Genomic DNA, 25,907 nt, shown 5'->3' on the forward strand with positions numbered 1-25,907 from the left:
GGACCTGAGCGGACAACTGGCGGTGTATGAGGCCCCGGCGACCGCAACAGAACAGCGGCTGGCTGAGCTGTGGCAGCCATTACTGGGTGTGGCGCGGGTTGGCCGACAGGATAACTTCTTTACCCTAGGGGGACATTCGTTATTACTGACGCGACTGGCCAGCCAGATCCGGCAGCAGTTGGGGGTGACTGTGGCGTTGCGACAATTGTTTGAACAGGGACAGCTGGCAGGCCAGGCGGCGCTGCTGGATGCCGCGGAACAGGGGCAGGCGGTACCGGCCATCGCAGCAGGCTCGCAGCAAGGGCCGTTGCCGTTGTCGTTTGCGCAGCAACGGTTGTGGCTGCTGGATCAAATCGATGGCGGCAGCAGCCATTATCATATGCCGGTGGTGCTGCAGTTGCAGGGCCAGCTGGATTTGACGGCGGCGCACAGTGCATTGCAGCAGATAGTGGCGCGGCATGCGGTGCTGCGCACCATCTTCCTGCAAGACAGCGCCGGTGAGCCGTATCAGCAGGTGCAGGCAGATGCAGTGATCCAGCTAGCAGTGGAAGATGTGTCGACGCTGACAGGGGCGGCGCAACAGTCTGCCGTGCAGGCGCTGGTGGGGTCCATGCTGGCGCAGCCGTTTGATTTAAGCCGGGATCTGATGCTGCGTGCCAGCCTGATTAAACAAAGCGAGCAGCAGCATGTGCTGGTGGCGAATATGCACCATATTGCGTCGGATGGCTGGTCGATGGCCATTCTCACACGTGAGTTTGCACAGTTGTATCAGGCTGCGGTGACAGGTGCTGGTGCCGGGCTGGCGCCGTTGCCGGTGCAATACAGCGATTATGCGCGCTGGCAGCGCGATTATCTGCAGGGGGAGGTGCTGGCGCAGCAACTGGACTACTGGCAACAGCAACTGGCGGATGTACCGGTGTTGCACAGTTTACCGCTGGATCAGACCAGACCGAAGCAGCAGAGTTTTGCCGGCGGCAGTGTGCAGAGTGAACTAGGTTCGGCAACAACAGCGCAGTTGAAGCAACTATGTCAGGCCGAAGGTGCGACGTTATTTATGGGCTTGCATGCGCTGTTCAGTGCGTTGCTGGCGCGGTACAGCAATGAAACGGAGATTGTGCTGGGTAGTCCGGTGGCAAACCGGGAGCAGGCAGAAGTCGAAGGGCTGATCGGATTTTTTGTCAATACGCTGGTGCTCAGAAGCCGGGTCGATGCGCAGGCGAGTTTGCTAGATTTAGTGCGGCAGAGCCGGGAGACCTGTCTGGGCGCGTATGCCCATCAGCAGGTGCCGTTTGAGCAGTTACTGGAAGTGCTGCAGGTGGAGCGGAGTCTGAGTCATCATCCGTTATTTCAGGTGATGCTGGTGCTGCACAATACTGAAGACGTAACACTTGAATTACCGGGCTTACAATTAACGGCACTGGAAGGGGAATGGGACAGTGCCAAATTTGATCTGACACTGAACGTAACAGAGACGGCGACAGGACTGCAACTGAGCTGGAACTATAACTGCGATGTGTTTACAACTGCCACTATCAACCGGATTGCTGCGCACTTTAATCGATTGGTGACAGGCGCATTAACCATGCCTGCGCAGTCAGTGCATGAGGTCGCGTTGCTAAGTGCAGAGGAACTGGCGGATATCAGGCACTGGAATAGGTCGTTACTGCAACATCCGACCGATCTGTGTATGCACCAGTTGTTTATTCGTCAGTTGATCCTGACGCCGGATGCGACAGCGCTGCATGATGAAAACGGGAGTCTGACCTATGCTGCGCTCTATGCAGCCGCTGCAGAGCTGGCTGGCACATTACAGACGTTTGGTGTTGTTCCCGAGCAGTTAGTCGCCGTGCGGTTACCAAAAGGCAGAGCACAGTTAATTGCAACCCTGGCTATTTTGCTGGCCGGCGGTGCTTATCTGCCGCTCGAAACCAACTGGCCAGTTGAACGCTGTGAACAAATCATTCAGACCGCCGGTGTCAGTTTGTTGTTATTGCAACGGCCAGAGCACCGAGTGACGCTGGACAATTTAGTGCAATATGAGCTGGCCGATGTCTGTACTGATGTTGATGTGATCTCTGTGCTGGCACAGGCCAGCGCTTTTGTGCCTGTGCAACGTCCGGATCAGTTGGCTTACGTGATATTTACATCCGGTTCGACAGGGGTGCCCAAAGGTGTGGCCATTGAGCATGCTGCGGTCGTGAACACTTTGCTTGATATCAATCAGCGCTATCGTGTGACCGCAGCGGACAAAGTGCTGGCTGTGTCGGCGTTAAGTTTTGATTTATCCGTTTACGATTTTTTTGGTATTCTGGCGGCAGGTGGCACCGTCGTGTTTCCAACTGATGCATTGGCCCGGGATCCGGCACACTGGCGACAACAGGTTTTTCAGCATGGTATCAGCCTGTGGAATACAGTGCCATTGTCTGCAGGTTTATTGGTTGAGCAACTGGAAAGCCAGCCGGAACTCGTCAGGCCAGCGGTGCGAGTTGTGATGATGAGCGGGGATTGGATCCCGACGAATTTACCACAACGCCTGTGGCAGGCCTTTCCTGCAGCCGAGTTATACAGCCTGGGTGGTGCGACTGAAGCATCCATCTGGTCCATTCACTATCCTATTACCTTTGACACCAGCCACTTACGAAGTGTGCCTTATGGTAAGCCATTGTCAGGGCAGCAGTTTTATGTATTAAATAGTGCGCTGCAACCTAATCCGCTCGGGGTCACTGGTGAGTTATTTATTGGCGGACTCGGAATTGCCCGCGAGTACTATCAGGCGGCAGAGCTGACAGCAAAACAGTTTGTGCAGCATCCGGGATGGGGGAGCCGGCTGTATCGTACCGGCGATCTTGGCCGTTATCTGCCGGATGGCAATATTGAGTTTGTTGGCCGGCTGGATAATCAGTTAAAAGTACGGGGATTCCGGGTTGAGTTAGGGGATATTGAAAGTAAACTCAGCCAGTATCCTGGTATTGACGATGTCCTGGTATTGGCCAGAACGGATGGACCGGGACTGACGCGGCTGTTTGCTTATCTGACGATGCAGGCTGGCAGCAGTCCGGTTGCAGCAGAAACGTTACGCGCTTATCTGAAATCACAGTTACCGGATTACATGATCCCGGCAGCCTTTATGTTGCTTGAAGCGTTTCCGCTGACCGCAAATGGTAAGTTGGATAGAAAAGCCTTACCTGAACCTGATTTAGCGCAGCAACTCGCAAGTTATCTGCCCGCCAGCAGTCCGACTGAAAAAATATTGGCGCAATTGTGGCAGGAGGTTCTGGGGCTGGAACAGGTAGGCATGCTGGATAATTTCTTTGCCTTGGGCGGACATTCATTACTGGTGATGAAATTGATCAGCCAAGCCAGACAACAAGGTCTGATGATTGAAGTCCGTCAGATGTTTGAAACTGAGACGCTGGGAGCGCTGGCCCGGGCGCTGGACACGTCAGACACCGCCGCTGAACGGTTTATCGCCCCGGTCAATCTTATCCCGGCAGACTGTGAGCAAATCCAGCCTGAGATGTTACCGCTGGTTGCCCTGAATGCGACTGAGCTGGCGAGTATTGCAGCTCAAGTCAATGGCGGTATGGCAAACATTCAGGATATCTATCCGCTGACAAACCTGCAGGAAGGATTTTTGTTCCACTATCTGCTGAACACCACCGCAGATGCATACATTCTGAATAGCCTTGTCAGACTGGATTCAACTGAGATGTATGCCCAATTACTGCAGGCCTTGTCACAGTTGTTTGCCCGGCACGATGTGTTAAGAACGCAACTGGTCTGGCAGGACATCAGTCGCCCGGTGCAGGTGGTCTTGCGTCAGGCTCCATTGTCGCTGCGCGAGATTGAACTGGATGCAGAGCTGACTGAAAAAGAAGTGATCCAGCGGCTGAAGTTGTCTTTGGTCAGCCGTATGGATCCGGCCAGAGCACCGTTAGTGCATGTGATTGTGGGTCGTCAGCCAGGTTCGGAAGCCGGGTATCTGTTACTGCAGGTTCATCATCTGATCTGTGATCATGTCAGTCTGGAATTGATCTACGCTGAATTATTTGCCCTGTTATATCGGGACGCCGACAAGTTAGCCGTGCCTCGTCAGTTCCGTGACTATGTAGCATATCAGCAACATCTGGCCAGCAAACAGCGGGATATGCAGTATTTTAGCCATTTGTTCGGCGGATTTGCTAAACCGTCATATCCGTTTGGCCTGTCAGAGGCGGCCATGCAACAGCCGGAAACTGCGACTTTCGCTTTAGATGCGATGGACACAGCACGGCTGCGCCGTATCGTCAAACAGCACTTCACCAGTCCGGCGGTGTTATTCCATCTGGTCTGGGGCGCAGCCCTGCGGTTCTGCTGCGCGCAGCAAGACATTGTTTTCGGGACAGTTTTATTTGGTCGCATGCTGGATCAACATGCTGCGGCTATGGTCGTCGGACCAACGATCAACACCTTGCCGGTTCGGATCGAACTGGACGCGACGCCGGCGCACTCAGCTTTACTGCAATTGCAGCAACAACTGGAACAGTTGATGCTGAATGAGCAGATGGGGCTGGCAGAAATGCAGCAACTGACAAAGGTACCGCTTGGTACGGCATTATTTGGGAGTTTGCTGAATTATCGACACTCTGATGAGAATATTCCGGTCCCTGCCGGGACGACATTGTTGTGGAATGAGGAAAATACGCATTACCCATTGTCCCTGAATGTTGATGAGTCTCACACCGGCCTAGTCGTCACAGTGGATGCTGTTGGTGAGCAACGGGCTGCCATGGTGTTGCGGATAGTGCAACTGATGCTGTGCCGTATGCTAGATGCACTGGAATGGGCACCTGAACAGAGCATGGCTGCATTGTCGATGTTGCTGCCGGCAGAACAGGCCGAGTTGGCTGCCACATACCCTGGTTTTCAACAGTGGCAGCAAATCAGTGCCGAAGCGGCTGTGTTGGCACAGCAACTGGACTACTGGCGTTCGCAGTTGGCGGATCTGCCCGTGCTGCACAGTCTGCCGCTGGATAAAGTGCGGCCGCTGCAGCAGCGTGTCGCCGCAGAAGCAGTCCACAGTCGGCTGGACCCGGTGCTGACGGCAGCGTTGCAACAATTATGTCAGGCCGAAGGTGCGACCTTACTGATGGGGTTGCATGCGCTGTTCAGTGCATTGCTGGCTCGCTACAGCAATGAGGCTGATATCGTCGTGGGTTGCCCGGTCGAGCTGCCGGCACCTGCGGGCCAGGAGCGCCGAAGCGGAACTAGGCTTGATACACTGCTGCTCAGATGTCAGGTGGACGCAGAAACCAGTTTGCTGGATTTAGTGCGGCAAAGCCGGGACCGCTGTCTGGGAGCCTACGATCATCAGCAAGTGACTTTTGAACAACTGGTGGCTGCGTTGCAAGTGGAATGTAGCCAGAGCTATCAACCGCTGTATCAGTTACAACTGGTATTGCAGGAGCAATCCAGCATGTTGCCTGGCCATGCTGGCAACAGTGGTAAGTTTGATCTCATGCTGGTGGCTACAGAGACCGTTGATGGCTTGACGCTGCAATGGGTTTATCAAGGCGACCTTTTTAACGAAGACAGCATGGTGCGTCTGGCAGGGCATTTCCGCCAATTGCTGACCGCCGCGTTAGCGGCACCAGAGCAATCAGTCCAGCGGTTAGCCTTGTGCAGTGCAACTGAGCTGGCTGAGCTCGAACACTGGAATGACAATGCCGCAGTTTGTCCTTCTGGCTTGCAGATTCATCAGCTATTTGAACAGCAAGCCGAGCTGGCTCCGGCAGCTGTGGCCCTGATCTGTGGGGACCGGCAATTCAGTTATGCGGAACTGAATACCCGCTCGAATCAACTGGCACACTATCTGATTAAGCACTATCAACTGCGGCCTGAGATGCTGGTTGGGCTGGCGTTGCCGCGTTCACCAGAGCTGGTGATCTGTATGCTGGCTATCCTGAAAACAGGAGCCGCCTATGTTCCGCTCGATCCGGTTTATCCAGCTGAACGCTTAAGGTACATGCGTGATGATGCCGGTCTGACGCTGATCCTGACGCAGACTGAGCAACTGAGTATTTTTGCGGATAAGCCGACCACGACACTCTGTCTGGATAACCCGTCATTTGCCGCCGCAGTGCAAGCATATCCATCAACGGTAATAGCTGCCACCGGCCTGAACCCTGAGCAACTAGCCTATGTGATTTATACCTCAGGTTCAACCGGTCAACCCAAAGGCGTCATGGTCCCGCAGCGGGGCTTGCTCAATCTGGTCCATAATCTGGGGCAATATTATCAGTTAACACCGGCAGATCGGCTGCTGCAGTTTGCGTCTGCCAGTTTTGATATGTCGGTGGAGGAAGTGTTTGGTGCCTTGTGCCATGGCTGTACTTTGGTACTGCGCAGTGCAGAGTGGTTATCCGGTCCGGCCGAGTTCTGGCGTCGTTGTACAGACTATCAGTTAACAGTGCTGACCTTACCTACCGCATTCTGGCAGGAGCTGGTCAATGCACCGCAGTGGCCACTACCGTCCTGTATTCGGCTGATCAGTGTGGGTGGGGAGAAGTTATCTCCGGCAGCCATCACGCAGTGGTTCGGACGTACCGAGCCATTGCCACAGCTCCTGAATGGTTATGGTCCGACCGAATGCTCGTCGCTGGTGACGCTAAAAACAGTATCGCCTGATCAGCCTGCCAGTATTGGGTATGCGTTGCCGAATATCAGCCTGTTGGTTCTGAATCCGTTGGGGCAGTTATGCCCGGTTGGCGTTGTTGGTGAACTGTATCTGGCGGGCGCCGGAGTCGCCAAAGGCTATCTGAACCGGCCAGATTTAACAGCAGAACGTTTTGTCGCGAATCCATATTATCGTCCGGCGCTCAACAGCAGTGCACTGATGTATAAAACTGGCGATCTGGTCCGTCGTTTACCTGATGGCCAGCTTGAGTATTTAGGCCGCAATGATTTCCAGGTCAAAATCCGTGGTTTCAGAATTGAACTGACCGAAATTGAAGCTTGTATGCAGAAGCTGGACTTTGTCAGTGAAGCAGTGGTGGTCGCCCGGACCGATAGCAGCGGCAATCAGCAATTGGTGGGTTATTACACTGACGGTTCGGCTGTGGATAATACGCAGAGACTGCGCGACCAACTGATGGCGGAATTACCCGACTATATGGTGCCCGCTTGGTTGGTGCGGTTAACAAAGCTGCCACTCACCGCCAATGGCAAGGTTGATCGTAAAGCGTTACCGCAACCAGACTTCAGCCTGATACAGGCTGAGTTCGAAGCTGCGGTTACAACTGTGGAAATTGCAATGGCAGCGCTTTGGCAACAGTTACTGCAGGTGGAACGGGTGGGACGTCTGGATAACTTTTTTACACTGGGTGGGCATTCGTTACTGGCAACGCGGCTGGCCAGCCAAATCCAGCAGCAATGGTCAGTGCAAATTCCGCTGGCAGAAATTTTTGCCGAACCTGTACTCAGTTCGCTGGCTGAATACATTGAACGAGAACTGGCGCTTAAAAACAGTTTACGCCGGGTTGCAACAGGAGAAGATGTATGGGAACTATAAGTTTTAAAGCACAAATGTTGCGACTGAGCCATTTAGGGATTGGTTTTGATGTTAAAGGCGACAAACTCATTGTCAGTGGTGACCTGACGCAGCTATCTGAAGAATGGCGTCAGTTTATTCGGCTGCATAAAGCAGACATTATTCATTTACTGCAAGATAGTGCTTTGCCCCCGATCCAGGCTAGCTCGCAGCAAGGGCCGTTGCCGTTGTCGTTTGCCCAGCAACGGTTGTGGCTGCTGGATCAAATTGATGGCGGCAGCAGCCATTATCATATGCCGGTGGTGCTGCAGTTGCAGGGCCAGCTGGATTTGACGGCGGCGCACAGTGCATTGCAACAGATAGTGGCGCGGCATGCGGTGCTGCGTACCATCTTCCTGCAAGACAGCGCCGGTGAGCCGTACCAGCAGGTGCAGGCAGATGCGGTGATCCAGTTAGCAGTGGAAGATGTGTCGACGCTGACAGGGGCGGCGCAGCAGTCTGCCGTGCAGGCGCTGGTGGGGTCTATGCTGGCGCAGCCGTTTGATTTAAGCCGGGATCTGATGCTGCGTGCCAGCCTGATTAAACAAAGCGAGCAGCAGCATGTGCTGGTGGCGAATATGCACCATATTGCGTCGGATGGCTGGTCGATGGCCATTCTCACACGTGAGTTTGCACAGTTGTATCAGGCTGCGGTGACAGGTGCTGGTGCCGGGCTGGCGCCGTTGCCGGTGCAATACAGCGATTATGCGCGCTGGCAGCGTGATTATCTGCAGGGTGAGGTGCTGGCGCAGCAACTGGACTACTGGCAACAACAACTGGCGGATGTGCCGGTGCTACACAGTTTACCGCTGGACTATGCCCGACCGAAGCAGCAGAGTTTTGCCGGCGGCAGCGTGCAGACAGTGCTGGACGCAGCGGTGACAGCGCAGCTGAAGCAGTTGTGTCAGGCCGAAGGTGCGACGTTATTTATGGGCTTGCATGCGCTGTTCAGTGCGTTGCTGGCGCGGTACAGCAATGAAACGGAGATTGTGCTGGGCAGTCCGGTGGCGAACCGGGAGCAGGTAGAAGTCGAAGGGCTGATCGGATTTTTTGTCAATACGCTGGTGCTCAGAAGCCGGGTGGATGCGCAGGCGAGTGTGCTAGATTTAGTGCGGCAGAGCCGGGAGACCTGTCTGGGGGCGTATGCCCATCAGCAGGTGCCGTTTGAGAAGCTGGTGGAAGTGCTGCAGGTGGAGCGGAGTCTGAGTCATCATCCGTTATTTCAGGTGATGCTGGTGCTGCAAAATACTGAAGACGCAACACTTGAATTACCGGGCTTACAATTAACGACGCTGGAAGGTGAATGGAGCAGTGCGAAGTTTGATTTGACGCTGAATGTGGCGGAAACAGACCAGGAGCTGTTACTGAACTGGGAATACAGCACGGATTTATTTACTGCTGCGACTATGACACAACTGGCGGCGCATTTTAACCAACTGGTGATGGCAGCGTTAGCCGCTCAGACGTCGCCGATCAGACAGCTGACTCTACTCAGTCGCAGTGAACAGCAGCAGTTATTCCAATTAAGTCAGGGGCCGCAACTTGAGGTTACAGCACTGCCGGTACAACAGAGGTTTGAGTCCTATGCACAACAGTTCCCGCAACAGATTGCGTTAAAAGAATCCGAATTTCATTACAGCTATCAGCAACTGGATCAGCATGCGAATGGCCTAGCGCTGCTGTTACGTGACCGTTATGCATGCCAGCAAGGCCAATTGGTCGCGTTTTGTGTACAACGGGGCTTTGCACAAATAGTCACCCTGCTGGCTATTCTGAAGGCCGGTTGCTGTTATGTACCATTAGACCCCAGTTTGCCTGATGAAAGGTTACTGCAAATTTTAAGCAGTTATCCGGATTTACTGTTGCTCAGTGATGAGCAGAATGCCAGTCGCTTCAGTGAAAGTGCGGTCCGACTTATCGCCGGGATCCCGCAGATTATGGCTACGCAGCCACCTGAACTGCCCAACTGGCATCCAGCGCTGCCGCTGTATGTGCTGCATACTTCAGGTTCAACGGGTAAACCAAAAGCTGTTGAAATGTCGCATGGTGCGCTGGCCAGTTTTCTCGCAGGGATAGAGCACCACGAGCCTTTATTACAAGGTCCGAAACGCATGTTGCAGTTTGCTTCGATTGGCTTTGATATGAGTTTTACTGACATTTTCCTGACCTTGGGGCATGGCGGTTGTCTGACACTGATCCCGGCCGGGCAGCAATATGATCCAGCCTATCTGACTGGGCTGATTAAAGCCGATCAGTTGTCAGTGTTAAACCTGCCTTATGCAATGTTAGTGGCATTGGCGACTTACTGTGTTGAAGGCAACATTTTGCTGCCAGAAATTCGCTGCCTGGTGTCAACCGCTGAACAGTTAAAAATTAGTCCTGTGCTGGCCGATTTTTTCAGTGCCAATCCGCACATCGCGTTAGTCAATCACTATGGTCCAACCGAAACCCATGTTGTCACCGCAAAACGGCTGACCGGTTTGCCAGGCAGTTGGCCGGCTTTACCCGACATAGGTCATCCGATCGCAAATGTACAGACGCTGATTTTAGATAGCAGCTTGCAACTGGTGCCGCGCGGAGTGGTCGGTGAGCTTTATCTGGCGGGACAAAGTTTGGCAACTGGCTATTTGGGAGAGGCGGAATTAACCCGGCAAAGTTTTATTGAAAATCCGTTTTATGCTGTGTTGCCAGTCAGTGGGCCTCGTCTATACAAGACCGGAGATCTGGTGCGCTGGCGTCAGGATGGCACACTGGAATATCTGGGACGGAATGATTTTCAGGTGAAAATTCGCGGATTTCGCGTCGAGCTTGGCGACGTAGAACATGCGCTGCGCCAATGTGGCGTTGCGGAATGTCTGGTGATGGCGGTACCGGATGCTGCCGGCGATCTGCGGCTGGTCGCTTATGTGCGTGCCGATGCGGCATTGGATGTCGTGCAGTTGCAGCAGGAAATAACAACATTACTACCCGTTTATATGGTGCCTGCGGCAGTCGTCGCGGTGGAGAAATTTGCGCTCAATGCAAATGGCAAGATTGACCGCAAGGCCCTGCCAAAGCCAGATATCCGTAGTCAACAGTTGGTGTATCAAGCTCCGCAAACGGCTACCGAACAAGTTTTAGCCGGGATCTGGCAACAGTTGCTGGCAATAGAGCAGGTTGGCCGGCTGGACAATTTCTTTATGTTGGGCGGGCATTCGTTATTAGCAACACGGCTGGCGAGTCAAATCCGGCAGCAACTGGGGGTAGATTTACCGTTGCACGTATTGTTTAGTGCCCCGCAGCTGCATGTGATTGCCGGTTATCTGGACTCGATGTTGCTGAATACAACAGAACATGGCCAGTTTGCGGACGACTGTGTCGAAGAAGGCTTTATATAAAGTAACGACATGATTAATGTTATTGAATAATAATAAAATAAAGGATTTTATATGGATGACCTTCAGGAAAAGTACAAAGCGTATTGTGAAAATGGCTTCTTCTTTATTAGAGGAATGTTTGATCAACATACGATTGATGAAATAAATGCCAGCGTTAATACATACGTCACAGAGATCGAACTTGGTGTTTCGTTTGAAAAAAATGGAATGTTAAGAGCTGTACACGGAATGCATTTGTATAGCGAGTATTTTTCTGCATTGGCTAAAAACGAGACTTTTATAAGAATGTCTGACCATCTGCTGAATGGACGTTCTTATATACATCAATCGAAAATCAACCTGAAACAAAGCATTGCCGGGGATGACTGGCCCTGGCATCAGGATTTTATATTCTGGAATCGACTGGATTTTATTCCAACGCCGAACATGCTCACTATTGCTATTTTGCTGGATGATGCTGACTACTTATCTGGCCCGTTATGGTTTATCCCAAAGACACATAATTTAGGTGAGTTGTCTGAATCCATGCAAGGCATTGATCCGGATCATCACAGTTGGGAGAGCGATGTATCGAAAGAATTGAGTTATCAGGTTCCTGACCATGTCTGTCGGGATTTACAACAAAAGAATGGGGTTTCAGCGTTTACCGGGAAGGCAGGGGATGTTGTTGTTTTTCATTCCAGGCTGGTGCACGGCAGTACAAATAATATGAGTGCAAATGACAGGAAATTACTCCTGTTCACATATAACGAAATAAAAAATGTAGGTTCAAAAAGGTCGAATCGGCCAGAGTTTTTATGCTCATACCCTTGATGTACGCTGGTTATTGTTCGTAAACGTTGTTTTAGTCGTGCAGTTTGTTTAAAGAACTGCGGTAGTGATTTTAAGAGAAAATTATATGATTGTTGAGCAAATTTTATTATCTGCTTCTGCGGAAGGGATATTGGTCTATTTAAATGATGATCGACTTGCTTACAAGTCCCGCAGCGGTGGTTTATCGAACGAACTGAAACAACGTTTAGTTCTGCATAAAGCTGAAATTGTGCAGTATTTACGACAACAAAAACTGCAGGCTCAGACGACTGTTAAAATAACGGCTGCTGATCCGCAACAAGGGCCGTTGCCGTTGTCGTTTGCGCAGCAAAGGTTGTGGGTGCTTGATCAAATTGATGGCGGCAGCAGCCATTATCATATGCCAGCGGTATTGCAACTGGACGGCAGTCTGGATGTGGCGGCGGCGCACAGTGCATTGCAGCAGATAGTGGCGCGGCATGCGGTGCTGCGCACCGTCTTCCTGCAAGACAGCGCCGGTGAGCCGTATCAGCAGGTACAGGCAGATGCAGTGATCCAGCTAGCAGTGGAAGATGTGTCGACGCTGACAGGGGCGGCACAGCAGTCTGCCGTGCAGGCGCTGGTGGGGTCCATGCTGGCGCAGCCGTTTGATTTAAGCCGGGATCTGATGCTGCGTGCCAGCCTGATTAAACAAAGCGAGCAGCAGCATGTGCTGGTGGCGAATATGCACCATATTGCGTCGGATGGCTGGTCGATGGCGGTGCTGGTGCAAGAGTTTGCCCAGCTGTACCGGGCCGCAGTGTCGGGGACAGCGGCCGGGCTGGCGCCGTTACCGGTGCAATACAGCGATTATGCGCGCTGGCAGCGCGATTATCTGCAGGGTGAGGTACTGGCGCAGCAACTGGATTACTGGCAACAGCAACTGGCGGATGTGCCGGTGCTGCACAGTTTACCGCTGGACTATGCCCGACCGAAGCAGCAGAGTTTTGCCGGCGGCAGCGTGCAGACAGTGCTGGACGCAGCGGTGACAGCGCAGTTGAAGCAGTGGTGTCAGGCCGAAGGTGCGACGTTATTTATGGGCTTGCATGCGCTGTTCAGTGCGTTGCTGGCGCGGTACAGCAATGAAACGGAGATTGTGCTGGGCAGTCCGGTGGCGAACCGGGAGCAGGCGGAAGTGGCAGGGTTAATCGGTTTCTTTGTCAATACGCTGGTGCTCAGAAGCCGGGTGGATGCGCAGGCGAGTGTGCAGGATTTAGTGCGGCAGAGCCGGGAGACCTGTCTGGGTGCGTATGCCCATCAGCAGGTGCCGTTTGAGAAGCTGGTGGAAGTGCTGCAGGTGGAGCGGAGTCTGAGTCATCATCCGTTATTTCAGGTGATGCTGGTACTGCAGAACAATGAAACGGCGGAGCTTTCGTTACCGGGTTTGCAGTTAACGGCGCTGGAAGATGAGTGGCGCAGTGCGAAGTTTGATTTGACGCTGAATGTGGCGGAAACAGACCAGGAGCTGTTACTGAGCTGGGAGTACAGCACGGAGTTGTTTAGTGCGGCGAGTATTCAGCGGATGGCGGTGCATTTTAACCGGCTGGTCAGTGCAGCCTTAGCAGCGCCAGAGCAATCAGTGCATGGGTTGGCGTTACTGGATGCATCTGAAGTGGCGGAGCTGGAGCGCTGGAATGAGACGGCGGTGGCGTATCCGGCTGAGTTGTGCATTCAGCAGCTGTTTGAGCAGCAAGTGGCGCAGACGCCGGCGGCGGTGGCGGTGGTGTGTGGCGACGAACAGCTCAGTTATGCGGAGCTGGAGCGCCGGGCGAACCAGCTGGCGCATCATCTGCGTGCGGCATACGGGGTAGGCGCAGACACGCGGGTGGGGATTTGTCAGCAGCGCAGTCTGCAACTGGTGGTGTCAGTGCTTGCGGTGCTCAAAGCTGGTGGCGCTTATGTGCCGCTGGATGTGGCGTATCCGTCGGAGCGGCTGGGGTATATCTGTGCGGATGCAGAGTTGTCGGTGGTGTTGTGTGATGACGCAGGGGGAGCGGCGTTGGGAGCCGTGGCTGCCCGGTTACTGCATGTTGCAGATCTTGCGGTATCGGCGCAGCCGGTGACAGCGCCCGAGTGTCAGAGCCAGTGCAGGGATGCTGCTTATGTCATTTACACCTCTGGTTCGACCGGCCAGCCGAAGGGCGTGGTGGTGGAGCATCGGAATGTTGTGTCCTTGGTATTACCTGGGGATTATGCCGGTCTGGGGCGTGAGACGGTGATGCTTGGAAATGCGCCGATCAGTTTTGATGCCGCGACGTTTGAATGGTGGGGTGCGCTGTTACACGGCGGTCGGCTGGTGATGCATCTGGAGGCGGCGGATGTAGTGGCGCTGATGGAGGGGATGCGGCAGGCGCAGGTGAATACGGCCTGGCTGACCTCGGGGTTATTTGATGTGTTTGTGCAGCAATTAACACAGCCGCTGCCGGCGCTACGTTATCTGCTGGTGGGTGGGGATGTGGTCAATCCGCAGTCGGTGCAGCAGATGCAGCAGCGACACCCGGCGCTGCAGGTGATTAACGGGTATGGCCCGACGGAGAATACGACGTTCAGTACGACATGGGCGTTAGGGCCGGTGACGGCTGATGCGGGGTTACCGATAGGCAAGCCATTGCCAAATCGACGTTGTTACGTGCTGAACAGCCAGTTACAGCGGGTGCCGGTTGGGGTGGTGGGTGAATTGTATGTGGCCGGTGCAGGTCTGGCGCGGGGGTATCTGAACCGGCCGGCACTGACGGAGGAGCGGTTTATTGCCAATCCGTTTGGGGCGGGGCGATTGTACCGGACGGGTGATTTAGTGCGCTACCGGGCGGAGGGTGCACTGGAGTACCTGGGACGCAATGACTTCCAGTTGAAGATCCGTGGGTACCGTATCGAAGCGGGGGAGATAGAAGCGGCGTTGCAGCGTTGTGGTGCCGAGGTGGCATTGGTGAGTGCTCAGCGCGATAGTACGGGGCATCAGGTGCTGGTGGGGTATTACCAGGCGGCGGACCTGGCAGTGGAGACATTACGGCAGCGGTTAAGTCAGAGTTTGCCAGCGCATCTGGTGCCGAGCTGGCTGGTGCAGGTTGGCCAGTTTAAGTTAAGTGCCAATGGCAAGATTGATCGCAAGGCGCTGCCTGCGGTCGATTTAAGCGGCCAACTGGCGGAGTATGAAGCCCCGGCGACAGCAACGGAGCAGCAACTGGCAGAGATTTGGCAGCAATTGCTTGGCGTCCCGGTGGTTGGCCGACAGGATAACTTCTTTACGCTGGGCGGCCATTCGTTACTGGCAACACGACTGGCCAGTCAGATCCGGCAGCAGCTGGGGGTGAGTGTGGTATTGCGGCACTTGTTCGAGCACAGTGTATTAGCAATGCAGGCGGCGTTGTTGGAGGCAGCGGAGCAGGGGCAGGCGGTACCGGCCATCGCAGCCGGCTCGCAACAAGGGCCGTTGCCGTTGTCGTTTGCGCAGCAACGGTTGTGGGTGCTTGATCAAATTGATGGCGGCAGCAGCCATTATCATATGCCAGCGGTATTGCAACTGGACGGCAGTCTGGATGTGGCGGCGGCGCACAGTGCATTGCAGCAGATAGTGGCGCGGCATGCGGTGCTGCGCACCGTCTTCCTGCAAGACAGCGCCGGTGAGCCGTATCAGCAGGTACAGGCAGATGCAGTGATCCAGCTAGCAGTGGAAGATGTGTCGACGCTGACAGGGGCGGCACAGCAGTCTGCTGTGCAGGCGCTGGTGGGGTCCATGCTGGCGCAGCCGTTTGATTTAAGCCGGGATCTGATGCTGCGTGCCAGCCTGATTAAACAAAGCGAGCAGCAGCATGTGCTGGTGGCGAATATGCACCATATTGCGTCGGATGGCTGGTCGATGGCGGTGCTGGTGCAAGAGTTTGCCCAGCTGTACCGGGCCGCAGTGTCGGGGACAGCGGCCGGGCTGGCGCCGTTACCGGTGCAATACAGCGATTATGCGCGCTGGCAGCGCGATTATCTGCAGGGTGAGGTACTGGCGCAGCAACTGGACTACTGGCAACAGCAACTGGCGGATGTGCCGGTGCTGCACAGTTTACCGCTGGACTATGCCCGACCGAAGCAGCAGAGTTTTGCCGGCGGCAGCGTGCAGACAGTGCTGGACGCAGCGGTGACAGCGCAGTTGAAGCAGCTATGTCAGGCCGAAGGTGCGACGTTATTTATGGGCTTGCATGCGCTGTTCAGTGCGTTGCTGGCGCGGTACAGCAATGAAACGGAGATTGTGCTGGGCAGTCCGGTGGCGAACCGGGAGCAGGCGGAAGTGGCAGGGTTAATCGGTTTCTTTGTCAATACGCTGGTGCTCAGAAGCCGGGTGGATGCGCAGGCGAGTGTGCAGGATTTAGTGCGGCAGAGCCGGGAGACCTGTCTGGGTGCGTATGCCCATCAGCAGGTGCCGTTTGAGAAGCTGGTGGAAGTGCTGCAGGTGGAGCGGAGTCTGAGTCATCATCCGTTATTTCAGGTGATGCTGGTACTGCAGAACAATGAAACGGCGGAGCTTTCGTTACCGGGTTTGCAGTTAACGGCGCTGGAAGATGAGTGGCGCAGTGCGAAGTTTGATTTGACGCTGAATGTGGCGGAAACAGACCAGGAGCTGTTACTGAGCTGGGAGTACAGCACGGAGTTGTTTAGTGCGGTGAGTATTCAGCGGATGGCGGTGCATTTTAACCGGCTGGTCAGTGCAGCCTTAGCAGCGCCAGAGCAATCAGTGCATGGGTTGGCGTTACTGGATGCATCTGAAGTGGCGGAGCTGGAGCGCTGGAATGAGACGGCGGTGGCGTATCCGGCTGAGTTGTGCATTCAGCAGCTGTTTGAGCAGCAAGTGGCGCAGACGCCGGCCGCGGTGGCGGTGGTGTGTGGCGACGAACAGCTCAGTTATGCGGAGCTGGAGCGCCGGGCGAACCAACTGGCACATCATCTGCGTGCGGCATACGGGGTAGGCGCAGACACGCGGGTGGGGATTTGTCAGCAGCGTAGTCTGCAACTGGTGGTGTCAGTGCTTGCGGTGCTCAAAGCTGGTGGCGCTTATGTGCCGCTGGATGTGGCGTATCCGTCGGAGCGGCTGGGGTATATCTGTGCGGATGCAGAGTTGTCGGTGGTGTTGTGTGATGACGCAGGGGTAGCGGCGTTGGGAGCCGTGGCTGCCCGGTTACTGCATGTTGCAGATCTTGCGGTATCGGCGCAGCCGGTGACAGCGCCCGAGTGTCAGAGCCAGTGCAGGGATGCTGCTTATGTCATTTACACCTCAGGTTCAACCGGCCAGCCGAAGGGTGTGGTGGTGGAGCATCGGAATGTTGTGTCCTTGGTGTTACCTGGGGATTATGCCGGTCTGGGGCGTGAGACGGTGATGCTTGGAAATGCGCCTATCAGTTTTGATGCCGCGACGTTTGAATGGTGGGGTGCGCTGTTACACGGCGGTCGGCTGGTGATGCATCTGGAGGCGGCGGATGTGGTGGCGCTGATGGAGGGGATGCGGCAGGCGCAGGTGAATACGGCCTGGCTGACCTCGGGGTTATTTGATGTGTTTGTGCAGCAATTAACACAGCCGCTGCCGGCGCTGCGTTATCTGCTGGTGGGTGGGGATGTGGTCAATCCGCAGTCGGTGCAGCAGATGCAGCAGCGACACCCGGCGCTGCAGGTGATTAACGGGTATGGCCCGACGGAGAATACGACGTTCAGTACGACATGGGCGTTAGGGCCGGTGACGGCTGATGCGGGGTTACCGATAGGCAAGCCATTGCCAAATCGACGTTGTTACGTGCTGAACAGCCAGTTACAGCGGGTGCCGGTTGGGGTGGTGGGTGAATTGTATGTGGCCGGTGCAGGTCTGGCGCGGGGGTATCTGAACCGGCCGGCACTGACGGAGGAGCGGTTTATTGCCAATCCGTTTGGGGCGGGGCGATTGTACCGGACGGGTGATTTAGTGCGCTACCGGGCGGAGGGTGCACTGGAGTACCTGGGACGCAATGACTTCCAGTTGAAGATCCGTGGGTACCGTATCGAAGCGGGTGAGATAGAAGCGGCGTTGCAGCGTTGTGGTGCCGAGGTGGCATTGGTGAGTGCTCAGCGCGATAGTACGGGGCATCAGGTGCTGGTGGGGTATTACCAGGCGGCGGACCTGGCAGTGGAGACATTACGGCAGCGGTTAAGTCAGAGTTTGCCAGCGCATCTGGTGCCGAGCTGGCTGGTGCAGGTTGGCCAATTTAAGTTAAGTGCCAATGGCAAGATTGATCGCAAGGCGCTGCCTGCGGTCGATTTAAGCGGCCAACTGGCGGAGTATGAAGCCCCGGCGACAGCAACGGAGCAGCAACTGGCAGAGATTTGGCAGCAATTGCTTGGCGTCCCGGTGGTTGGCCGACAGGATAACTTCTTTACGCTGGGCGGCCATTCGTTACTGGCAACACGATTGGCCAGTCAGATCCGGCAGCAGCTGGGGGTGAGTGTGGTATTGCGGCACTTGTTCGAGCACAGTGTATTAGCAATGCAGGCGGCGTTGTTGGATGCAGCGGAGCAGGGGCAGGCGGTACCGGCCATCGCAGCCAGCTCGCAGCAAGGGCCGTTGCCGTTGTCGTTTGCGCAGCAACGGTTGTGGGTGCTTGATCAAATTGATGGCGGCAGCAGCCATTATCATATGCCAGCGGTATTGCAACTGGACGGCAGTCTGGATGTGGCGGCGGCGCACAGTGCATTGCAGCAGATAGTGGCGCGGCATGCGGTGCTGCGCACCGTCTTCCTGCAAGACAGCGCCGGTGAGCCGTATCAGCAGGTACAGGCAGATGCAGTGATCCAGCTAGCAGTGGAAGATGTGTCGACGCTGACAGGGGCGGCACAGCAGTCTGCCGTGCAGGCGCTGGTGGGGTCCATGCTGGCGCAGCCGTTTGATTTAAGCCGGGATCTGATGCTGCGTGCCAGCCTGATTAAACAAAGCGAGCAGCAGCATGTGCTGGTGGCGAATATGCACCATATTGCGTCGGATGGCTGGTCGATGGCGGTGCTGGTGCAAGAGTTTGCCCAGCTGTACCGGGCCGCAGTGTCGGGGACAGCGGCCGGGCTGGCGCCGTTACCGGTGCAATACAGCGATTATGCGCGCTGGCAGCGCGATTATCTGCAGGGTGAGGTACTGGCGCAGCAACTGGATTACTGGCAACAGCAACTGGCGGATGTGCCGGTGCTGCACAGTTTACCGCTGGACTATGCCCGACCGAAGCAGCAGAGTTTTGCCGGCGGCAGCGTGCAGACAGTGCTGGACGCAGCGGTGACAGCGCAGTTGAAGCAGTGGTGTCAGGCCGAAGGTGCGACGTTATTTATGGGCTTGCATGCGCTGTTCAGTGCGTTGCTGGCGCGGTACAGCAATGAAACGGAGATTGTGCTGGGCAGTCCGGTGGCGAACCGGGAGCAGGCGGAAGTGGCAGGGTTAATCGGTTTCTTTGTCAATACGCTGGTGCTCAGAAGCCGGGTGGATGCGCAGGCGAGTGTGCAGGATTTAGTGCGGCAGAGCCGGGAGACCTGTCTGGGTGCGTATGCCCATCAGCAGGTGCCGTTTGAGAAGCTGGTGGAAGTGCTGCAGGTGGAGCGGAGTCTGAGTCATCATCCGTTATTTCAGGTGATGCTGGTACTGCAGAACAATGAAACGGCGGAGCTTTCGTTACCGGGTTTGCAGTTAACGGCGCTGGAAGATGAGTGGCGCAGTGCGAAGTTTGATTTGACGCTGAATGTGGCGGAAACAGACCAGGAGCTGTTACTGAGCTGGGAGTACAGCACGGAGTTGTTTAGTGCGGTGAGTATTCAGCGGATGGCGGTGCATTTTAACCGGCTGGTCAGTGCAGCCTTAGCAGCGCCAGAGCAATCAGTGCATGGGTTGGCGTTACTGGATGCATCTGAAGTGGCGGAGCTGGAGCGCTGGAATGAGACGGCGGTGGCGTATCCGGCTGAGTTGTGCATTCAGCAGCTGTTTGAGCAGCAAGTGGCGCAGACGCCGGCGGCGGTGGCGGTGGTGTGTGGCGACGAACAGCTCAGTTATGCGGAGCTGGAGCGCCGGGCGAACCAACTGGCACATCATCTGCGTGCGGCATACGGGGTAGGCGCAGACACGCGGGTGGGGATTTGTCAGCAGCGTAGTCTGCAACTGGTGGTGTCAGTGCTTGCGGTGCTCAAAGCTGGTGGCGCTTATGTGCCGCTGGATGTGGCGTATCCGTCGGAGCGGCTGGGGTATATCTGTGCGGATGCAGAGTTGTCGGTGGTGTTGTGTGATGACGCAGGGGTAGCGGCGTTGGGAGCCGTGGCTGCCCGGTTACTGCATGTTGCAGATCTTGCGGTATCGGCGCAGCCGGTGACAGCGCCCGAGTGTCAGAGCCAGTGTAGGGATGCTGCTTATGTCATTTACACCTCAGGTTCAACCGGCCAGCCGAAGGGTGTGGTGGTGGAGCATCGGAATGTTGTGTCCTTGGTATTGCCTGGGGATTATGCCGGTCTGGGGCGTGAGACGGTGATGCTTGGAAATGCGCCGATCAGTTTTGATGCCGCGACGTTTGAATGGTGGGGTGCGCTGTTACACGGCGGTCGGCTGGTGATGCATCTGGAGGCGGCGGATGTGGTGGCGCTGATGGAGGGGATGCGGCAGGCGCAGGTGAATACGGCCTGGCTGACCTCGGGGTTATTTGATGTGTTTGTGCAGCAATTAACACAGCCGCTGCCGGCGCTACGTTATCTGCTGGTGGGTGGGGATGTGGTCAATCCGCAGTCGGTGCAGCAGATGCAGCAGCGACACCCGGCGCTGCAGGTGATTAACGGGTATGGCCCGACGGAGAATACGACGTTCAGTACGACATGGGCGTTAGGGCCGGTGACGGCTGATGCGGGGTTACCGATAGGCAAGCCATTGCCAAATCGGCGTTGTTACGTGCTGAACAGCCAGTTACAGCGGGTGCCGGTTGGGGTGGTGGGTGAATTGTATGTGGCCGGTGCAGGTCTGGCGCGGGGGTATCTGAACCGGCCGGCACTGACGGAGGAGCGGTTTATTGCCAATCCGTTTGGGGCGGGGCGATTGTACCGGACGGGTGATTTAGTGCGCTACCGGGCGGAGGGTGCACTGGAGTACCTGGGACGCAATGACTTCCAGTTGAAGATCCGTGGGTACCGTATCGAAGCGGGTGAGATAGAAGCGGCGTTGCAGCGTTGTGGTGCCGAGGTGGCGTTGGTGAGTGCTCAGCGCGATAGTACGGGGCATCAGGTGCTGGTGGGGTATTACCAGGCGGCGGACCTGGCAGTGGAGACATTACGGCAGCGGTTAAGTCAGAGTTTGCCAGCGCATCTGGTGCCGAGCTGGCTGGTGCAGGTTGGCCAGTTTAAGTTAAGTGCCAATGGCAAGATTGATCGCAAGGCGCTGCCTGCGGTCGATTTAAGCGGCCAACTGGCGGAGTATGAAGCCCCGGCGACAGCAACGGAGCAGCAACTGGCAGAGATTTGGCAGCAATTGCTTGGTGTCCCGGTGGTTGGCCGACAGGATAACTTCTTTACGCTGGGCGGCCATTCGTTATTGGCAACACGATTGGTTGCCCTGATAAGTCAAAGATTTGCACGACAATTGCCTTACCGTCTGTTGTTTGAAACTGCAACTATCGCAGCTATCGCTGAGTATTTGACTACGGCGACAGGCGAAATGCCATCACAGGAATCGTGCCTGATTTCGTTGAACCATGGGAAGGAACAGCAACCTTTGTTTGTTGTTCCCGGCGCAGGCGGACATGTGTTTTCTTTACAGCAAGTCGCACAGCACTATGGACCAAACCGGATGGTATATGGGTTGGAAGCTACAGGATTAATGACAGATGCTGAACCACTGGATTCGGTTACGGCTATCGCCAGTCAGAATATTGCCATCTTAAAAGCAGTGCAGCCAGAAGGGCCTTATCATCTGATGGGGCACTCCTTTGGTGGGGTCGTTGCTTTTGAAATGGCATGTCAGCTTGGTCAGCAAGTGGCCAGCCTGACTTTGCTCGATAGCATGGCACCGCAGCTTATGGCAGATCAACCTATGGCTGATGATGAAAGTCTGCTGGCTCAAATTGTCACTGTTTTATTATCAAACCGTGGTTTGTCAGTTGCTGAACCCGCAATCAGGTTGACAGATATCACAGAAACAGATCAGGTCAATTCGACGCTGCAGTTGTTGGCCACTCATGGTGTGATGTTCGAACCGGCATGGTTCCGCAGATTTTTTCAGGTCTACAAAGCGCACCTAATAGCTTACCGGACTTATCAGGCAACACCATTCGTGGGTAAGGCGAAATTGTTATTGCTAAAGTCAGAATTCGCGGATCCAACCTTGCCAGACTATGGCTGGGCACTTTGGTTACCGGCCACACTGCAAATAAGTTCAGTACCAGGTGATCATTTTGAGATGCTCAGAGATGCAGGTGCTGTCAGTATCTGCAGTCAATGGCAACAACTGCAGCAGGGATCTAAAGATCTTGTTCATCAGCAACGTCTTCTAGTTGCGGAGTAATCAGCAACTAGACAGTTACGGCCACGGTGAAGCAAGAAGGCTGATCTGCAGCTCAGCTTCGTACCTTAACCAATAATAAAAATTCAAGCCTGTATCTGAAGTTACAGGCTTATTTATCACAGGAATCGACAGATGACAAAATTCAATCATGATCACTGCCAGCTCGTGCTGGTGGAATCTGATTTGGGAGGCGCTGTGGCCGGTGCAGCTGCCGGACCAGAACATATCAGGCAGTGGTTATCTCCTGACTTAAACATGTGGCAACGACTGAAACCCGGACCGCTGAGTTCGCACGAAGCATGGCCTAATGCCAGGCGGATAGAGGTCATCCAGCCACTGCTCTCTGAATTACACCATAGCGTGCGACAGTTCTTTCTGAGCAATTCACAACAAAAAATGTTGTTAGTGACCGGTGATCATTCCAGTGCCTGTGCTGCTATCGGCGGTCTGAAAGCGGCGTTTCCTGAAAAGCGTCTTGGGGTTATCTGGATCGATGCACATGCGGATATTCATTCACCGGCATCGACTCCCAGCGGTAATTTGCATGGGATGCCGCTGGGCGCTTTGCTGTCATCAGAGCCGGTGCAGACAGATATCCCGTTATGGCAAGCAACACAAGCGTTATGTGCTGGCAGCATCAAGGCGGACGATCTGGTATATATTGGTATCCGTGATCTGGAAGAGGCAGAATGGGAATTGCTGGAAAGTCGTCAAATATGTGCTTTTACTGCGACTGAAGTGAGGAGGACAGGTGCTGCCGTGATCGCGCAAAAAGCGTTGCGGCATTTATCGGAGCTCGATTTGCTTTATGTATCCTTTGATATCGATGCCCTGGACGCCTCAATTGCCACAGCAACCGGCACGCCAGTGGTCGCAGGTCTGCTGGAAACAGAAGTCAGAACCTTGTTGCAAATTTTTCTGGCTGATCCCCGTGCGCAGTTATTTGAGATCTCCGAGTTTGCACCTGTCCTTGATGAACAAGGGCAAACAGCCGCAGTTCTGCAGCGTTTACTTACAGCCGTGATCCCAGAGCTGATGGGCGCTATGATGCCGACTGAGAGCTAAATTGTGACGCTTTACACTGGCACAGGAACCGCCTTGAGGAGTTCCTGTGCCATCCCTGCATCAGGTTCTTAACGCATAAATCGCTGGTTTTCTGATCACTGACCACACGGACAACAACGACACTATGGTCGTTAACAGCAGAATCATCAGAAATGGCAGTAAGAATCCTTGTGCTGATAATTCAATCTTAAAAGATGACGCTTGTACGGCAAACCAGAGAACCACCAGTAACAGCATACTGGCAAGAAAACCGATCAACACTGGTTTAATATTTTCCCGTAACAGTTGCATTAAAATGGTGACAGGGCGAGCGCCAATTGCCATCCTCACTCCCAATTCGTAGCGACGCAGCTGTACGCTGTAGCTTAAAACACCATAGATACCAACTGCAGCAAGAAATACAGTGATCGCTGACAACGACATAGTGACGCCTGCAGCTAAGTAATCGGCAAACTGAATTGTTTTAACATTTTGTTCCAGGCTGAAGATTTCGGCAGTGCGATACCTCAAAGATACCTGAGTAAGCAGGTTGTTCATCTCGGTTTTGGTCAGGTGCATGCCTGGTTTAAGCTTAAATAACAGTGTGCCCCCATAATCGCCTGTAGTGCGTGCACTGAATGCGCGCAAGGGTTCAGTTGCTGAATATTGATCAGTCAAGTTAAAGTCTGGGACAACGCCAATCACATCCCATGTTCTGCCGCGAGCGCCATACAACCGCTGGCCTACAGCCTGTTGATTTGGCCAGACTGTGTTAGCGAAACTTTGGTTGACCAGTAGCACCGCAGTGTTTTCGGTAAACTCCTGTGGCGTAAAATTCCGACCACTTAGGATTTTGATATCAAACATTGGCAGGAAATTTGGATCAGTATCTGTGACACGTCCCATGACTAAGTTTTCGTCGCTTTCTTCCGCTGATTTATACCAACTACCACTGCCATACACACCGTCAAAGTTCGCCGGCGCATAGTTAGCAACGGATGCTGAGCTCACTGCCGGGTGTTGTGCCAATAAATCGCGAATTTCGGTCAGTTCGCGTTTTTTTTCCAACCGGCGGGCGGCCATATTTTCTGGGGCAATCTCCTGCATTAATTCGTCAAGGTCAACCTGATAAATGCGGTCGGTGTTAAAACCAATATACTGGTTCAGCTTACCGATAGCTTGTTGCATCACCATCATGCACGCGACCAGCAATACAGCTGTCAGCGTGACCTGACTGATGATCAATAACTGCCGGACCAGCGCTGATATTTGTAAACCACTGCCCTTACCACTGCTCTGTAACTGACGGTTTAAAAACCTGTAATTAATTTGCCGTACCACCAGATAAGCAAATGTGCAGCCAAGGCTCAATGTCATCATGGTCGCAAACAATAAGGTCGGCAGATTGAGTTGTAATTCTGTAACGCGTGGTAAATAGATCTCCGCGACCTGTTGCAGTAACTGATACTGAGCATGGGCCACGGCCAAAGCAAAAAGCAGAGTCAGTAATAGCAGAATTAGCATTTCGGCAAAAACGTGGATGAAAATATGCTTTTTCTGTGCACCTAATGCCGCCTGTATTGCCATCGAACGTTGCTGTCGCACAGCTCTGGCCAGCACCAGGTTCAACGTATTGGCACTGGCGATACAGAGCAACACCAAACTGCCGACAAAGAGCCATAACGTCTTACTTTCACTGTCACCGACTAATGTTTGCCGTAACGGTTGTGCTTCGAAGGTAATACTGTCATTGCTGGCCGCTTGGCTGTCACTGACAGAATCTTTAAACAGGGCATTCAGCTCCGCACTCAGTTGTTGTGCAACTTGCTGATGCTGACCTGCGGCTTTGAGTTTACCTAACATAAAGTGCCATCCGACCATGCAGCTACGCGCGATCAACCCCTGAACACAAGGATCCGGGTTAAAGTCCCATGGCAGCCAGAGATCGTTACTCCGATTCGGACCAATCAGCCGCGGTTCGACAAAACTTTCAGCTGCAATACCAATCACTTTAAACTGATGTTGAGCAACCTGAATATTTTTACCGACCATGGCTGGATCTGCATTGTAGTGTTTACGCCAGATGTGCTCACTGAGGATCGCGACTGCTGTATGCGTATTGAGATCTTCATCAGCGCTAAAGGCTCTGCCGTGCAGGATAGGCATCTGAAACATCTGCATATAGCCTGGAGTTGTATAAGCAATCAGGATCTTGGGGCTATCGGCTTTGTCTCGTAACGACATTCCGGTATATGAATAGCCGACCAGAGCTGTGTTTTCGAATGTGGTTTTGTCACGCTGATAAATGGCCGGTAATAACTGCATCGGTGCCCCATCATCGTAAAGACGTTCATTGTTGACAAAATAAGGGGTTTTGCTGACTATCAGCCGGTCTTCATCTGCATAAGGTAAAGGCGCCGCGATGAGGGTATAGTTCAGGTTGAACGTTGCCAGTAACGTCCCTAAAGTTACAGCTAATGTGATGATAACAGTCGCAGCGTATCCCTTGGCGCGACCCAGTGCATAAAGCGCATTTGAGAAGTCTTTTATCGTGAGCATCTTTGCTTTCTTC

Annotated in this window: 6 protein-coding genes; 5 read left to right on the forward strand and 1 reads right to left on the reverse strand. The window is 54.3% G+C overall.

Features of this window, described 5'->3' with window-relative positions:
* Nucleotides 1–88: 88 nt before the first annotated feature.
* From AC53GJ_RS01715 to AC53GJ_RS01735, 5 genes are all read left to right on the forward strand, one after another.
* On the forward strand, nt 89–7,549 hold the full coding sequence (locus AC53GJ_RS01715; RefSeq protein ID WP_496732749.1) for an amino acid adenylation domain-containing protein: 7,461 nt from the start codon (nt 89–91) through the stop codon (nt 7,547–7,549).
* Nucleotides 7,537–10,944 (forward strand): non-ribosomal peptide synthetase, encoded by a 3,408-nt coding sequence (locus AC53GJ_RS01720; RefSeq protein ID WP_496730805.1) that lies wholly within the window; start codon nt 7,537–7,539, stop codon nt 10,942–10,944. The genes AC53GJ_RS01715 and AC53GJ_RS01720 overlap by 13 nt, the downstream gene beginning before the upstream one ends.
* A gap of 51 nt (nt 10,945–10,995) precedes the next feature.
* Entirely contained in the window at nt 10,996–11,757 is a 762-nt protein-coding gene (locus AC53GJ_RS01725; protein ID WP_496730806.1) for a phytanoyl-CoA dioxygenase family protein, read from the forward strand.
* Between the two features lie 85 nt (nt 11,758–11,842).
* Nucleotides 11,843–22,291, forward strand: coding sequence for an amino acid adenylation domain-containing protein (locus AC53GJ_RS01730; RefSeq protein ID WP_496730807.1), 10,449 nt, complete (start codon nt 11,843–11,845; stop codon nt 22,289–22,291).
* 132 nt (nt 22,292–22,423) lie between these two features.
* Entirely contained in the window at nt 22,424–23,356 is a 933-nt protein-coding gene (locus AC53GJ_RS01735) for an arginase family protein (RefSeq protein ID WP_496730809.1), read from the forward strand.
* Nucleotides 23,357–23,416: 60 nt separating this feature from the next.
* On the opposite strand, the gene AC53GJ_RS01740 is transcribed toward AC53GJ_RS01735, so the two are convergent.
* The gene (locus AC53GJ_RS01740) at nt 23,417–25,894 is read right to left on the reverse strand and encodes an ABC transporter permease (RefSeq protein WP_496730810.1); all 2,478 of its coding nucleotides are present in this window, start codon (nt 25,892–25,894) and stop codon (nt 23,417–23,419) included.
* Nucleotides 25,895–25,907: the final 13 nt, after the last annotated feature.

The organism is Rheinheimera sp. B2H12 (assembly GCF_059620065.1).

Coding starts and splice junctions, on each gene's coding strand:
- AC53GJ_RS01735 (WP_496730809.1), top strand. CDS start 22,424: ATGACAAAATTCAATCATGATCACTGCCAGCTCGTGCTGGTGGAATCT.
- AC53GJ_RS01725 (WP_496730806.1), top strand. CDS start 10,996: ATGGATGACCTTCAGGAAAAGTACAAAGCGTATTGTGAAAATGGCTTC.
- AC53GJ_RS01720 (WP_496730805.1), top strand. CDS start 7,537: ATGGGAACTATAAGTTTTAAAGCACAAATGTTGCGACTGAGCCATTTA.
- AC53GJ_RS01740 (WP_496730810.1), bottom strand. CDS start 25,894: ATGCTCACGATAAAAGACTTCTCAAATGCGCTTTATGCACTGGGTCGC.
- AC53GJ_RS01730 (WP_496730807.1), top strand. CDS start 11,843: ATGATTGTTGAGCAAATTTTATTATCTGCTTCTGCGGAAGGGATATTG.